Raw genomic sequence first — 14115 nt, 5'->3', positions numbered from 1 at the left:
CTCTGCATCACAGGGAAAACGCGAGGCCTCCGCAACAAGGGATGCCAGCACCAGAACCGTTGCCAGAAATGCCCTCATCGCCCAATGCTCACTTCGTTGCTCAGTTCGTCGGCGTCGTTCCGCTGGTAAGGGTGATGGTCGCGGAGCTTCTCTCCCACCATGCTGGCGGCCTCGCACAGCCCATCGGCATGGCGGCCTGCGGCAAAGTGGATCTGCATCACGCTCAGCACGTCGTGCCAGAATCTCGGCGGCACACGGTCGTTGATGCCGCTATCGCCGATCACGGCAGCCTTGCGGTCTGCGACGCTCACGTATATGAGAACGCCGTTGCGGTCCTTGGTTCGCTGCATGCCGAGCTCATTGAAGATGAAGGCTGCATGCTCGAGCACATCCTCTTCGATGTGGTCCTCGATATGCACGCGGATCTCGCCGCTGGTGCGCTGCTCAGCCATGCGAATGGCCTCCGCAACGCGCTTGCGGTCCGCTTCGGGCAGGAACTCCTCGGCGGTGCGCGCGCTCACTTGAAGGAGATGTCGGGGGCGTTCTCGGTGCCTTCCGCGGCTTGGAAATAGCCCTTCTCAGCGAACCCGAAGAAGCCCGCAAGCATATTGCCCGGGAAGCGCTTCACGCGCAGGTTGTACAGCCGTACTGCGTCATTGAATTTGCGCCGTTCCACGCTGATGCGGTTCTCCATCCCTTCATATTGCGCTTGGAAGTCGCGGAAGGCAGCCACGGCCTTCAGGTCCGGGTAGCGCTCAACGGTGACCATGAGCCTGGAGAGCGCACCAGTGAATTGGGCTTGCGCTTCTTCGAAGGCCTTGAGGTTCTCCGGCGTGAGCTGATCCGCTGTGAGGTTGATGGACGAGGCCTTGCTGCGGGCCTCGATCACCTCGCGCAGGGTCTCCTGCTCGAAGTCGGCAGCGCCCTTCACGATCTCTAGCAGGTTCTTGGTCTTATCCGCCCTTTCCTGATAGCGAACGAGGACGTCGCCCCATGTCTTCTCCACCGCTTCAGAAGCAGTGATCGTTCCGTTGTAGTAGGACATCAGCCACAGCGCCACAGCGCCGATGATGCCGAGTCCGATGATCAATCCCAGGTATTTCCTCATGGTTGGTTGGTGATGACGGCGCGAAAATACCCGCACTCGCCTGCGCGGCGCGGATCACATGGCATGCCAATGACCAACGGACTGCAAAGCTGACAGCCGGGAATCCGCTTATTGCACGCACAGCCGCGTCGAAACCCGGCCGGAAGCGCCGATTAACCCCAAGGAATAGGTGCCAGCCGACAGGCCGCTCAGATCCAAGTCCAACAAGGCGCCTCCACCTACGCTCACGGCACGAACTGATCGGCCGGACGCATCACGCACTTCCAGCAGCCGCCATTCGCCTTCGGGAATCCGCAGCCATACGGTGCCTTCTGCAGGGTTCGGGTATGCTTCGAGTCCGATCGCCCTCGCCTGCCCCATTCCGGTCGTGATATCCACCGGGGAATAATGGAAACGCGCCGTCGCGGCTTGGCCTGCAACGACGGTGATCTGCAGAACAGGCAGGTCCATGCCCTGCGCGATCCATTTATACTCGATGGTCTCCGGCTCCGGGAAGGTGAATCCTTGGCCGAACTGCTCCACATATGCGCTATCCGTGCGCTCCAAGGTGCTCTTTACGCGCAGCACCTCGAAGGTGTCAGCAGGCAGGTAAAGGGTTCCCCAGCCGTCGACCTCGTTGTAGCGCCATTGCCGTTGGGTGAAGCTGAAGAGCGTCGGCACCATGACCGTGAATTCACTGAAACTGGTGTCCATGTCCCCGAACTCCATGGGGAAACGGTGGATCCAATCCACCGGGATGCGCCGTGTGCTGGTGGGCACGCCATTCACGTTGGCGCCGAAGCCCACGTTGCGGAAACCCGCTGCGTCGCGCTTGAAGTAGTCACGAACATCACTCACCGTGAGCACTTGGAAATCGAAGTCCTGGCCGCGCACCGCATAATCGGCACGGTGCTCCGGATAAAGGATGGGATTGTTGAAGAAGAACTGGTAGGCGAAGGGCGTGCTCCCTACGGTAACGCAGGTATCGGCGCCTTCAGGACCGATAGGGAGCGCGCTGAAGTCCCATATGAAACCCGCCTCGGTCTCAGCCGGATCGAATCCGTCGGCGGATGATGTGACGTAGCGCACCGTGTCGCCAGCACTGGGCATGTCGGCCATGCCAATGGTGATCTGAGCGGAAGCGCCGATCGGAAGAAGGCCGGCAATGAGCATGGCTGAGCGCATGGTTCTGTTTCAGGCCGGCTAAACTACCGGAATGCGGCATTGACCTGGCTCAGCCCAATGCCCTCCCACGGTTCTACCTTTGGCGTCCATGCGATTCCTACTCGTGCTCCTGCTCGCAGCTTCTGCGATACCGGCCTTCGCCCAACCCGAAAAGCCACGGCTGGTCCAGTTCAGCGGCGTGGTGGTCACCGATAGCCTTCTCCCGGTGCCCTTCACGAACATCATGGTGAAGGACACCTATCGCGGCACCATGAGCGATGTGTACGGCTACTTCAGCTTTGTCGCGCAAGAAGGCGATACCGTGCTCTTCAGCGCGCTGGGTTTCACGCGATCGAACTACGTGATCCCCAGGGACCTGCCGGAGAACCGCTATTCCATGATCCATGTGATGGGACGCGATACCATTTGGCTCAAAGAGCAGGTGGTGGTGCCATGGCCATCAAAAGAGCAGTTCGCCGATGCATTCCTGAACCTGAGGCTACCCGCTGACGACTACCAATTGACCATGCGGAACCTATCTCCGGCTGAAATGATGCAGCGCCTGGAGAATCTCCCGCCCGACGGCGCATCGAGCTACCAGTACCAGATGGCCATGGACCAGACGCGGTTGTACTACAGCGGCGGCACACCAGCGATCAACCTCTTCAACCCGATCGCTTGGGCGCAGTTCATCCAAGCCTGGAAGAGCGGGAAGCTGAAGAAGCAGTGAGGCGCTAAGGCAGCTCGCACCAATAGGCCGCGCGCTCCGGATCACAGCGCTCGAAGAGCGGCAATTCCATGCCGGGCCTCACGAGGAGCAGTTCCCAAGGGTTGCGCACGTGCAAAAAGCGCTGTCCTTCTTTCGTGAGCTCGAATGCAAGTGCATTCTCATGCGGCCGCTCGCTGCGCGGCTTAGCCAGTTCGAGCCTCAGCAGCACGCCTTCGCCGACGCCGGTGCGCACGGTGAAAGCCTTGAAGTCCATGAACCCTTGATACAGCGCTTCGTGCAATTGCTCAGTGCGCTGGGTGCGCCACACATCGCGGCCAGCCTGATCCCGCTGGGCACGCCATGAATCGAACTGCGCCTTGGTCGGTTCCGCATAGGTGGGCTTGAATACGGCTTTCGGTGCGGGATCCTTCTTCATTGCGGCGAACAAGGCCGCCGACATGCCGGGTTTCACCAGGATCAGCTCCTTCTCCGCGATGTAGAGGAGGAACTCCTCGCCGGCAAGCGTAGGCACGTAACCGTGATAACGCTGGAACTCATTGTTCACTTCACGTCGCCGCAAGAGTCCAAGCCTCACGAGCGGCCCTAAATCGGATCGTCTGCCGAGGAAATCGGAGAGTTCCTCGTAGCCCTGCTCGCGCGAACGCAGGATCCTGTTGTAGCGCGCCTCGAACACCGCCGCTGTCATGCCGCCAAGGTCCGATGGGGCCAAACGCCGCGACGAACGGGGTTGAACGGATCACCAACGATGGCGTGTTGATCGGCGCACATGCCGTACCCGAAGCCCTGTCTGGCCGCGGCTTCCCGGAAGGATGAGCGGGTGAACGCAGGTTATGAACAGAATAGGGAGGCGTTGCTCGCCTCCCTATTCCATGACCTAACTGACCGAAGGCAGATGCCCTGGCCAATTGCCTGCAAAGGTCACTTCACCATGAAGCGGGCGGCCCGTGCAATGCCTGCTTCGGTGACCCGTGCCACGTAGGCGCCGGCTTGCAGAGCGCCGATCGAGATCGAGCCATTGAGCAGACGGCCGGAGAGCACCAGCTTGCCAGCGGCGTCCATCACCTCCACTTGGGCATTGGCTGCCGTGCCGGTGAGCGTGATGCGGTCGTGAGCCGGGTTCGGGTAGAGACCGAATGATTCCGCAGCGGCCTCAGCGACCTCGGTGAAGGTGCCTTGCACCACGGTATGCGTGGTGTTGATCGCCGGGTTCTTGATGATCTCGATATCGCCGTTGGGCCAGCGGATGCTCACTTGATCCACCTGCGTGTCTTCGCCGAGCCCGAAGTGCGCACCGATGAAGCTCATGTACCGGAAGCCGTCGCCGCTCTTGATGTCGCGGATCTGCGTGCCCAGCGCGCTGGTGATGGTGACGCGAGCACCGATGGCGTCGCGGTTGCTGATGGTGCCTTGCGGCTTGACCACGATCCAGTTGTTCCCATTGCCTTCGTTGCGATAGTACCCGCTGGTGCGGCCAACATCGAGGAAACCGTCGCTGTTGAAATCGCCGATGCAATGGTTGGCCGGAGCGGCCACGTCGTGCCCGAAGGTCCAGTCGCCGTTGTTGTAGTGGATGGCGCCGCCTCCCATGATGTCGATCCAGCCGTCGTTGTTGAAGTCGTGCGCGGTCCACTCGATGCTCTGGCCGGTGAAGGAGTCCATGCCGCTCCCGGCGGTGGCCGCCACGAAGATGCCGTCGCCGTTGTTGCGCATGAGCTTGTGCACCACTCCGCTGCTCGCGCCGATGAGCACATCCATGTCGCCGTCATTATCGAAGTCGCCCCAGGCGCTGCTCCAGCTCTGGTGGCCATCGGCGAGGCCCAGCCCCGGAGCCACATTGGTGTATGCGCCGGTACCGTTGTTCAGCATGAGCAGGTCCAGCGGGTCGCAACCGCATTTGGCCACGAAGAGGTCCATGCTGCCGTCGTTGTTGATGTCGGTGAAGATGCTGCCGTAATTGCCGCAGGTGGTCCCGTAGCCGCCCTGCGTGAAGGTGAGCAGCCCGGCCCCGTTGTTCATGAAGCCGACGTTCGCATCCACATCATGGCAGGTGAACGCATCGAGGTTCCCGTCGTTGTCGAGGTCAACGAAATTGGTGCGCTGGCAGAAGATGTAGTTGGGCGGGCTCCATTCCGTGTACTGCGAACCATCGGCATTCGCGCTCATGAAGGTGGCGCCGCTGCCGCCGCCATAGAGCAGGTCGCGATGGCCATTGCTGTCCCAATCGCCCACGGCGAAGCTCCATGAAGCCGTGTTATCGGCGTTGGTGGTGGGGTAGTTCACCACGTTGTATGCTGCGCCATTGCCTTGGTAGGCCACATTGAAGCTAGCGGAGCCAGGCATCACTGCGTCGTCCTTGCCGTCGTCGTTCATATCAACAGCGCCTTGGATGCCGCTGGCGCCGGGGATGGTGGTGCTGGTGAACAGCACCATGTTCCCCGGGGGAGGCGGGATCACGGTCTCGAGCACGGTGAAGGTGAATCCATTCGCGGTCCAGAAGCTGTCCCAAACGAAGAGATAGGTGGTGCCTGCGATCGCATTGAAGGAGTAGATCGAGGTGTAGCCGGGGCCGGTATCGTCATCCCCGCCAATGCAAGTGAGCGACCCGCAGGATCCGGCGAACACGTTCAGCCGAGTATCCACGGTCGGGATGCCTTCCACGTAACTGCTCACCGTTACCGACATGGACGCGGGTGCCGTGAACTGATACCAGCGCGCAGCGGTGCCGGATGTCCCGCCGATGCACTGCGTTGCGGCGGGGGTTCCGTCAAGCGCAGGAGATACATGCGTGCCCAGGCCAATGGCCGGAGCGTTGCCGCAGTTGCTCTGGCCGAATGCCAATGCCGGAGCGAGCACGAGTGGAAGGACGAAGGGTCGTATCGCGTTCATGGGGCAGGTTTGGTGGTAAAGGAAAGGGTGCATTCGGCACCCGGATCGGCGGAGGTCAACTGGTTATTGACAGGATATGAAAGCCAAGGGTTGCTCAGCGGCCGCTAGCCCACGACCCATAGGCACTTCGGCGCAAGCCGGAATCGCAGTTCATGCCCCAATTCCATGGGCTCGCCGTCCAAATGGGCCCATGTGCCCTCCTGCCAGACCTGGGCTTCGGTTGAGGCGATTCCGAGGAGGTTCGGATTGCTGTCGGCGCGGTGGGTGTACACATCGAAGAGCGCTTTGAGCAACGGGAAGAAGGAAGGCTTGCGCACCACGCGCAGCTCCGCGATGCCATCATCGGGCCTGCTCCCCGGACTGATGTCCGCGCCATTGCCGAATTCACGCGTGTTGCAGAACACGAGCATCAGCACGCGGTGCTCAGTGGTCTCGCGGTTGGCCTTGAGCACCACGCGCATGGGCTTCGCGCTCAGGATCTCCATCGCCACGATTCGGGCATAACCGAGCATGCCACGGCTCTTGCTCCTATCGAATCGATGCGCCACGCGGGCGTCGAAGCCGATGCCGGCGTTGCCGAGGAAAAGCTCGTCGTTGAGGTAGCAAGCATCCATGGGCCTTGCTTCAGCGGTGAGCGCATGGCGCAGCGCCCGTTCGGGATCCAAGGGAAGGCCGATGCTGCGCGCGTATCCGTTGCCGCTGCCCATGGCCACGATGCCCAATGGAACCGGAGCGCCCACCAGTCCACGGGCCACGGCGTTGTTGGTGCCATCGCCGCCGACACTGATCACCCGTTGAGCGCCAGCGGCCGCGGCTCGCCGCGCCAATTGGGTGCCATGCCCCGGCCCTTCGACCTGGAGCAGTTCAAGGTCAGCGCCCAGTTCGGGCCCAAGCCGTTCCGCTATGCCCACGATGCGGTGCGCCGCCTTCTTCCCGGAGCGCGGGTTATAGATGATCGCCGCCTTCATGACCCCTCGCGCTTCATGGTGAGCTGATTGCGCGCCATGCGCCCCGTGAACTGCTGGATGGCGGCCTTCATGCGACGCAGTTCCGGAGCGTCAGGGTCCAAGGGCAGGGGGTGCTTCACAGCAGTTGGCACCAGGTGCTCGCCATTGAAGCAGAACACGCCTTCGGCGGTGATCCCGTACCAGAATCCCATGGACCGGAAGATCACCAGGCCGCGCCCGCCGCCATGAGCCAGGCTCGCGCCGAAACTAACGTGCGGTTCAGATTGCCCAGTGAGGTCAAGCACGGTAGGCAGGATATCGATGTGCTGGGCGATGCGCTCCTCCATGCGCGGCGCGATGGCAGCGGGCCAATAGAACAGGAGCGGCACCCAGTAATCAATGGCTTCGGAGTGCTGTTGGCCGGTGCGGTCCAGGTCGGCCGTATGATCCGCAGTGATTACGAACAGCGTGTTCCTGAACCACGGTTCACGGCGGGCGGTGTCGAAGAAGCCGCGCAGGGCATCATCCGTATAGCGCAAGGTGGCCTCGATCCGGTGATCGCCCCGCGGAAAGCGGGCCTCCTCCCCTTCCGGCAACGCGTACGGATGATGCGAGCTCAGGGTGAACACCACGCTGTGGAAGGGCTGCTGCTCTCGCCCAAGCTCCTTCGCGCAGAACTGCAGGAACGGCCGGTCCCAAATTCCCCAATGGCCGTCGTAGTCCTTCGCTTCCGGGTATTCATCCATGCCCACATAGCGCTGGTACCCGGCTGCATGGGCATAGGTATCGAAGCCCATGGTGCCATTGCGGCCGCCGTGGTAGAAGCTGGTGGCGTACCCGGCATCGGCGAGCACGCTGCCCAGTGCGGTGAACGGTGATTGCACATAGGGTGAGGTGATGAATGCTTCATCCATCCATTCGGGCAGCGATGCGGTGATGGCCGGGATGCCATCGATGCTGCGGCGCCCGTTAGCGTATCCGCGTGAGAAGGCCAGCCCTTGGCCCATGAGCGAGTCGAGGAAGGGCATGCAATCAGTTCCCCCGCTCAACCTGGCGCTATAGGCAGCCGAAAAGCTCTCCAGGATGATCACCACCACGTTCGGCTTCTGCACCAAGGTCGAATCGAGCAATTGCGCTCCTGGGCTCCCGGCAGTTGGCTCATGCACCACCGGCCAGAGCGCGTCGGCCTCCTCGTCCTCCATGTAGCGGCGCTCCACTATCACCGGCTTGCCGAAGCTGGTGAGCAGGGTGAATGGCGTGTTCAGAACTACGGGGGCGAAGCGGGGCTGGGCATGATCGGCAGCATTCATCGGTCCGATGGGGATCAGCTGCAGCCCACCGCGCGTGGTGATCACGAGCAGCCCGATCACGGCTAAGCGCCACCCCATTTGCCGGAACCAGCGCAGCTTCCCTTCATGGATGGCTCGCTTGCCCGATCGGTAACCGGCTTCGGCCAGCGCAATGCAAACCGCGAAGAGCAGCACGATATGCCAGTAATCCCAAGCGAACACCGTGGCCAGGCTCGCCACATCGCCGCCACCGGCCATGATGCCGAAGAGGTCAGCCGTGCTCCGCTTGAGCGTGAACTTGAAATACTCGATGTCGGCGCAGGCGAAGAAGAAGCCCGCCGCATTCGCCGCGTGGAACGCGATGCGCTTGGCGATCGCGAACCAGCCGCGCTCCACGGGGCTGATCAGGCACAGCACCAGCCATGGCAGGTTGAGCCAGGCGAGCGCACTTAGATCGAAGCGCACGCCGCCCAGGTAGGCGGAGAAGGGAACATCGGGGAAGCTGCCGCGATTGAGGAGCACGAAGGCCACCCGCAAGAGCGAGTAGATCGCCACGAGCGCACCGAAGCGCATGAGCAGGACAGCGAGCGGGCCGCGCAGGGAAGGCACGGTGCCAAAGATGCGCACGGGCATCAGTTGGGCTTGATGGCAAAGACCCAGCGGCCGTCCACTTTAGCCGTCGGCACGAGCGCATGGCGCCACGAAAGCAGCCGGAGCGTATCCGCAGGAGCATCGGTTACCACCGCGCGCACTTGCCCCTGATCGAGCATCTCCTTCAGGCGATGCAGGTCGAAGGGCGGCGCGATGCTCCATTGGATAATGTCCTTCTGGGGCAGCAGGCCCTGGCCGTTGAGCAGCAGCTCCAAGTGGCCGCGATACGTGATCATGACAAGATCTCCGGCACCCAGCTGAAGCGAATCGCGGAGGAAGGCTGCGGTTCGCCGGTCAGAATCGCGCGCCGTTGCATGGATGGCCCGTTGCTCATCGTCGCCCGCGCGCGTATCGAGCAAGCAGAAACGGTGCTGCATGAACAGCAGCCCGTAACCCAGTAATGCCAAGTGCGCCCACGGCTGCCAATGCACAGGCGCCTGCCTGATCAGAATCACCGCGGCAACGAGCGCAAGAAGCTGCCCATCGACGATGTAATTCAAGCTGCTGCCGCTCTTCAATCCGCCAAGCGCGCCAGCGACAAAGACCAGACCCGCTGCCAGGCCGAACATTGAGGCAATCGGCCGTCCACGGCGAACCAACAGCATCGGGGCAAGCAGGGCGATCGCATGCCAGCCCGCATGGTACTTGTACACCCCGCGGTCGAACAGCTCCCTGTACATCGATGGTTCGATGCCGTTGCGCACCGCCACCACCAGATTCTTCCAAAGGACATCCGGCGAGGCCATCCACAGCAGGAGCCCCATGGCAAGCACTGCGGTTCCAGCGCCAACGATCGCGAATCGCGCAAGGGAACGCCAATCGCGCTGCACCATGAAATGCACGGCGATGAAAAGCGGAAGGATGATCGCCGTCTGCTTGGTCAGCGTGGCCAGAGCTGCTAGCACAGCGACAGCGGACGATCGCCGCCACGACAACGAGCGACCATCGACCTGTGCCATCACGAGGCAGGCAGCGAGCATCAGGGGCGTGGACAGCGCATCGGAGCGGCCGTAGAAATGCTCGGTGAGCATGGCGAAACCGATGCACGCCAACGCGATGGACAGGCCAACGCTGGCACCGGCCTTTCGGCAGAGCATGAGGACGAGCATGGCCGTGAGCACGTTCAGCGCAAGGGCCAGCACGCGACTCACGTAGAAGAGGCCCTGCGTATCGAGGTGATCGATGCGGCTGCCCCGTGCCGCGCCGGCCACCAGCATGTGATAGAGCGGCGCCAACTGGATCGCCTCGAACGGCGGCTGCTCCGGATCGGAATAGAGCGGACGGCCATCAACGAGCTTCTGCACGCCGTACACCACATTGATCTCGGCACCGCCCAGGTCCACGCGCGGATCGTTCAGCAGTCCAGCCCGGAGAACCAAATGAGCAAGCGTACCGAGCAGCAGCAACGCCACGGCTATACGTCGCACCCAGGTCTCCACGGCTTGCATGGCGCCGAAAGTACCGGGCGCGATCGCACTTGACCGTGCTGGTGTTGGCAACCTTCAACACGCCGTCCACCGCTACCCGCAGCCCCAAAATACCTTCGCGCCCGCCTGCAGCAGGCAGGCCCGCAACCGCAACCATGTCACAGCTCACCACCGAGGACCGCCAGCTCCGTTTCGAGCGCGGCTCCCACAGCGACGCCTTCCTGATCGAGACCTACGAGAAGCTCGTCCTTCCGCGCATCATCGAGGAGAAGATGCTGAGCCTGTTGCGCCAAGGCAAGATCAGCAAGTGGTTCAGTGGCATCGGGCAGGAGGCGATCAGCGTGGGCGCCACGCTTGCACTACGCGACGACGAGTACATACTGCCGATGCACCGCAACCTCGGTGTGTTCACCACGCGCGGGATGCCCTTCGCGAAGCTCTTCGCGCAATGGCAGGGCAAGGCCACCGGATACAGCAAGGGCCGCGAGCGCAGCTTCCACTTCGGCAGCCAGGAGCACAAAGTGGTGGGCATGATCAGCCACCTCGGTCCGCAGATGGGCATCGCCGATGGCATCGCGCTGGCGCATAAGCTGAAGAAGGAGAACCGCTGCACGATCGTCTTCACCGGCGATGGCGCCACCAGCGAAGGCGACTTCCACGAGAGCGTGAACGTGGCGGCGGTGTGGGACCTGCCCGTGCTCTTCATCATCGAGAACAACGGCTATGGGCTGAGCACGCCCAGCAGCGAGCAGTTCCGGATGAAGAGCTTCGTGGACAAGGCCATCGGCTACGGCATCGAGGGCGTGCAGATCGCCGGCAACAACATCCTGGAGGTGTACGACAACCTCGCGAGGCTGGCCGACAGCGTGCGTGAGAACCCGCGGCCGATCCTGGTGGAGTGCATGACCTTCCGGATGCGCGGGCACGAGGAAGCGAGCGGAACGAAGTACGTGCCCAAGGAACTCTTCGAGGTGTGGGGCAAGAAGGACCCCGTGATGAACTACGAGGCGTGGCTGCTGAAGCAAGGCATCCTCAGCATCCAAAAACGGGACGAGATCCGCACCCGATTGAAGGACGGCATCGAGGCGGACCTGAAGCACGCGTTCGAGGAACCGGAACCCACCCCGGTCGAGAGCATTGAAGTAGGTGACGTTTACGCTCCGGCTGACGCGGGCCTCAAGCCGCTGGCCACGAGCCACGAGCTAGAAGCTGGTGGCACGCAGCTAGCGGCTCGCGAGATCCGGATGATCGATGCGATAAGCGAGGGCCTCGCGCAAAGCATGGAGCGGCACCCGCAGCTCGTGCTCATGGGCCAGGACATCGCGGAGTATGGTGGTGCGTTCAAGATCACCGAAGGTTTCGTGGAGAAGTTCGGCAAGGACCGTGTGCGCAACACGCCGCTGTGCGAGAGCGCCATCCTCGGTGCATCGCTCGGTCTCAGCATCAAGGGCATGAAGGCCATGATGGAGATGCAGTTCGCCGATTTCGTCAGCGAGGGCATCACACAGATCTGCAACAACCTGGCCAAGATACACTACCGCTGGGGGCAGAACGCCGACGTGGTGGTGCGCATGCCCACCGGCGCAGGCGTAGGCGCGGGGCCCTTCCACAGCCAGAGCAACGAGATGTGGTTCGTGAAGACGCCCGGGCTGAAAGTGGTGTACCCGAGCAACCCCTACGATGCGAAGGGCTTGCTCATGACCGCCTTCGACGATCCGAACCCGGTGATGTTCTTCGAGCACAAGGCCATGTACCGCAGCATCAGCGGCGCCGTGCCCGAGCAGCCCTACAGCATCCCGTTCGGCAAGGCGCGCGTGGTGCGCGAAGGCTCAGCGCTCAGCATCATCACCTACGGCATGGGCGTGCATTGGGCCACGGAGATGCAGAAGGAAACCGGTGTAGATGCCGAGATCATAGACCTGCGCACACTGGTGCCGCTGGATGTGGACACCATCCTCGCCAGCGTGAAGAAGACCGGCAAGGTGCTGCTACTGCACGAGGACACCCTCACCGCCGGTTTCGGTGGCGAGCTCGCTGCCATCATCGCGGAGCGGGCTTTCGAGTACCTGGATGCCCCCATCGTGCGCGTGGCGAGTTGGGATACGCCGGTGCCTTTCGCCATCCCTTTGGAACAAGGCTCCCTGCCGAAGGGGAGGTTGAAGGAGGCGGTGGAGAGGTTGGCGCAGTACTGAAGAGCAAGGACATCTACGGTCGCACACGAAGGGTTCCTTCTACGCTGTCACGCCCATCCTGCCTGTTGTCGTTGCTGAGGTGGGTCCTTCGGCCACCGTACTCTAAGCGGTCTTCACCAGTCCCTGCTCCACGCACGATAGCCGGTGCGACCCTGCCGGCAGATCGATCCGGGCAGCGCAACCCGTCTTTCCTTTGTCCTATTCGTAAACCCCACCCCATGCGCCACGCTACACTGCTGCTTTCCGCTCTGGTCGCTTCAGCCACTGCTGCCCAGGATTACCTGGCCAACGATCCCGTGTGGCGCGTGCAATCGGTCTGTGCGGTACCGGTGCCCTGCATCGCCACGGACAGCTACAACTACTTGATCGCAGGCGATTCGGTGATCGGCAACGTGACCTGGACCAAGGTGCGTCGCGAGGGCATGGTCACCTACAACTGGCAGTCCGCGCCGCCGGCGCCGCAGGGTTGCCAGGGCATGAACGTTCCATACGCCGAGGCATACACGCGCTTGATCAGGCAGGAAGGGCGACAACTGCGTATCTGGACCAACGACAACGATGAATTGCTCCACGAGTTCGACCTCGTCGTGGGGCAGACGCTGCCCCTGAGCTACACCAACTGGAATGAGGACATCACGGTGGTGGCCGTGGATAGCGTTCTCATCGGCACGGAGATGCGCGCGCGCTACGAGCTCAGCAACAGCTGGGCCGTGTACTTGATCGAAGGCGTCGGAAGCGTTCACGGCCTGTTCGAGCCCCTCTCCAACTTCCTCGAGTGCGGCTACGCGCTGGAGTGCTTCGGCCTTGGCGCAGAGAGCTACTATCCGAGCTCCGGGGGAAGTTGCTGGCTCCCGTTGGCCATCGAGCATCCCCGTCCCATCCCGGAACGGTCCTTCTCACCGAACCCGGCGGGCGCCATGGTCTTCTTCAAGCCTGGTCCCCATCCATCGGAGCGGATACACGTGCGAGACGTGAGCGGCAGGGTCGTTCTGCAGCTACAAGCATCGGGCAATGCCGCGTTGGATGTGAGCGGTCTGCCGGAAGGCTGTTACGCCGTTTCCATCGGGGACGCTGCGCCGCAACGCTTGATCGTGGCGCGTTGAGGGGTGCCGGCACCGTTCGCCAACTTCGCGTGATGACCAGGCCGCTCGTCCTTTCCGCCGGAATCCTCCTTGCGGCATCCTGCCACAAGCCGAAGGAACCCATTTCCCGTGGCGCGTACCATGTAGAGAACCGCACAAGCGATGTGCTCCGCATCGATGCGACCGGGCACCATGGCGATGTCGACCTGCTCACGGACAGCATCCAATCGGAAGCGAACGCACTGATCATGATCGTGACCGAGGGGTCGGGCGGGCATATCATGCCCAGCAATTTCCTGCGAGAGCTGATGATCAGTTCAATTGATAGCACCGGTGCTTCCATACTGGTCTATAGCGGCGTGCGGGACGCGGATTGGCAGCGCACGGGCCAGAGCCAGGACCGCACGGACCTATTGCTCGTGATTGAATGAGGGCCCAGTCCCCATTCGCCCTGATCGTCCAGGCGCCATTCTCGGCGCGTGGAAACACCTCGGCAACGGCAGTGGCAAAGCCCGCGATCAGGCTTTGGTGAACAACGGAAGCACGGTGCCTTCGCGAAGCGCGTGGAGGACTATCCATGAATAGATCTTGAATGGCCTTCCGTTCCTAGGGACTCTGCAATTGGAACCTCCGGGGCTGTTCATGGACGTGAGTGTTGCC

At 62.3% G+C, this 14115-nt stretch carries 12 protein-coding genes; 4 read left to right on the top strand and 8 right to left on the bottom strand.

Translation table 11 applies throughout. From position 1 onward, the window contains the following. Positions 1-74: 74 nt before the first annotated feature. The 3 genes from IPK70_07335 to IPK70_07325 form a co-directional block, all read right to left on the bottom strand. A complete protein-coding gene (locus IPK70_07335; protein ID MBK8226973.1) occupies positions 75-494 on the bottom strand; it encodes a TPM domain-containing protein in 420 nt (139 codons plus the stop codon). A 23-nt stretch (positions 495-517) separates the two neighbouring features. Further along, positions 518-1108: a LemA family protein gene (locus tag IPK70_07330; protein MBK8226972.1), complete on the bottom strand. Its 591-nt coding sequence runs from the start codon at positions 1106-1108 to the stop codon at positions 518-520. 108 nt (positions 1109-1216) lie between these two features. Then, positions 1217-2260 carry a hypothetical protein gene (locus IPK70_07325; protein ID MBK8226971.1) on the bottom strand — a complete coding sequence of 348 codons (1044 nt, stop codon included), beginning with the start codon at positions 2258-2260 and terminating at the stop codon, positions 1217-1219. A 100-nt stretch (positions 2261-2360) separates the two neighbouring features. Between IPK70_07325 and IPK70_07320 the strand changes: the two genes are divergently transcribed. Beyond that, entirely contained in the window at positions 2361-2981 is a 621-nt protein-coding gene (locus tag IPK70_07320) for a carboxypeptidase-like regulatory domain-containing protein (GenBank protein MBK8226970.1), read from the top strand. A 4-nt stretch (positions 2982-2985) separates the two neighbouring features. Here IPK70_07320 and IPK70_07315 read toward each other — a convergent pair whose 3' ends face one another. From IPK70_07315 to IPK70_07295, 5 genes are all read right to left on the bottom strand, one after another. Next, complete coding sequence (locus IPK70_07315; GenBank protein MBK8226969.1) at positions 2986-3666, bottom strand: hypothetical protein; 681 nt, start codon at positions 3664-3666, stop codon at positions 2986-2988. 233 nt (positions 3667-3899) lie between these two features. Further along, a complete protein-coding gene (locus tag IPK70_07310) occupies positions 3900-5867 on the bottom strand; it encodes a VCBS repeat-containing protein (protein MBK8226968.1) in 1968 nt (655 codons plus the stop codon). 104 nt (positions 5868-5971) lie between these two features. Continuing rightward, complete coding sequence (locus tag IPK70_07305; protein MBK8226967.1) at positions 5972-6835, bottom strand: hypothetical protein; 864 nt, start codon at positions 6833-6835, stop codon at positions 5972-5974. After that, positions 6832-8712, bottom strand: a complete 1881-nt coding sequence (locus tag IPK70_07300; GenBank protein MBK8226966.1) for a sulfatase-like hydrolase/transferase — start codon at positions 8710-8712, stop codon at positions 6832-6834. Before IPK70_07300 ends, IPK70_07305 begins: the two co-directional genes overlap by 4 nt. Positions 8713-8735: 23 nt before the next feature. Then, positions 8736-10202 (bottom strand): DUF2029 domain-containing protein, encoded by a 1467-nt coding sequence (locus IPK70_07295; protein ID MBK8226965.1) that lies wholly within the window; start codon positions 10200-10202, stop codon positions 8736-8738. A gap of 134 nt (positions 10203-10336) precedes the next feature. On the opposite strand from IPK70_07295, the gene IPK70_07290 reads away from it, so the two are divergent. The 3 genes from IPK70_07290 (at position 10337) to IPK70_07280 (ending at position 13886) form a co-directional block, all read left to right on the top strand. Then, positions 10337-12373 carry a dehydrogenase E1 component subunit alpha/beta gene (locus tag IPK70_07290; protein ID MBK8226964.1) on the top strand — a complete coding sequence of 679 codons (2037 nt, stop codon included), beginning with the start codon at positions 10337-10339 and terminating at the stop codon, positions 12371-12373. A 218-nt stretch (positions 12374-12591) separates the two neighbouring features. After that, complete coding sequence (locus IPK70_07285; GenBank protein ID MBK8226963.1) at positions 12592-13476, top strand: T9SS type A sorting domain-containing protein; 885 nt, start codon at positions 12592-12594, stop codon at positions 13474-13476. Between the two features lie 32 nt (positions 13477-13508). Continuing rightward, complete coding sequence (locus tag IPK70_07280; protein ID MBK8226962.1) at positions 13509-13886, top strand: hypothetical protein; 378 nt, start codon at positions 13509-13511, stop codon at positions 13884-13886. Positions 13887-14115 lie beyond the last annotated feature (229 nt).

The sequence above is a fragment of the Flavobacteriales bacterium genome, assembly GCA_016712535.1.
In the GTDB taxonomy this organism is placed as follows: Bacteria; Bacteroidota; Bacteroidia; order Flavobacteriales_F; family PHOS-HE28; genus PHOS-HE28.
The sequence above is the reverse complement of the archived record's forward strand: the minus strand, read 5'-3'. Positions and strand labels throughout refer to the sequence as shown.

Coding starts and splice junctions, on each gene's coding strand:
- IPK70_07305 (MBK8226967.1), bottom strand. CDS start 6,835: ATGAAGGCGGCGATCATCTATAACCCGCGCTCCGGGAAGAAGGCGGCG.
- IPK70_07315 (MBK8226969.1), bottom strand. CDS start 3,666: ATGACAGCGGCGGTGTTCGAGGCGCGCTACAACAGGATCCTGCGTTCG.
- IPK70_07285 (MBK8226963.1), top strand. CDS start 12,592: ATGCGCCACGCTACACTGCTGCTTTCCGCTCTGGTCGCTTCAGCCACT.
- IPK70_07280 (MBK8226962.1), top strand. CDS start 13,509: ATGACCAGGCCGCTCGTCCTTTCCGCCGGAATCCTCCTTGCGGCATCC.
- IPK70_07325 (MBK8226971.1), bottom strand. CDS start 2,260: ATGCTCATTGCCGGCCTTCTTCCGATCGGCGCTTCCGCTCAGATCACC.
- IPK70_07295 (MBK8226965.1), bottom strand. CDS start 10,202: ATGCAAGCCGTGGAGACCTGGGTGCGACGTATAGCCGTGGCGTTGCTG.
- IPK70_07320 (MBK8226970.1), top strand. CDS start 2,361: ATGCGATTCCTACTCGTGCTCCTGCTCGCAGCTTCTGCGATACCGGCC.
- IPK70_07290 (MBK8226964.1), top strand. CDS start 10,337: ATGTCACAGCTCACCACCGAGGACCGCCAGCTCCGTTTCGAGCGCGGC.
- IPK70_07310 (MBK8226968.1), bottom strand. CDS start 5,867: ATGAACGCGATACGACCCTTCGTCCTTCCACTCGTGCTCGCTCCGGCA.
- IPK70_07330 (MBK8226972.1), bottom strand. CDS start 1,108: ATGAGGAAATACCTGGGATTGATCATCGGACTCGGCATCATCGGCGCT.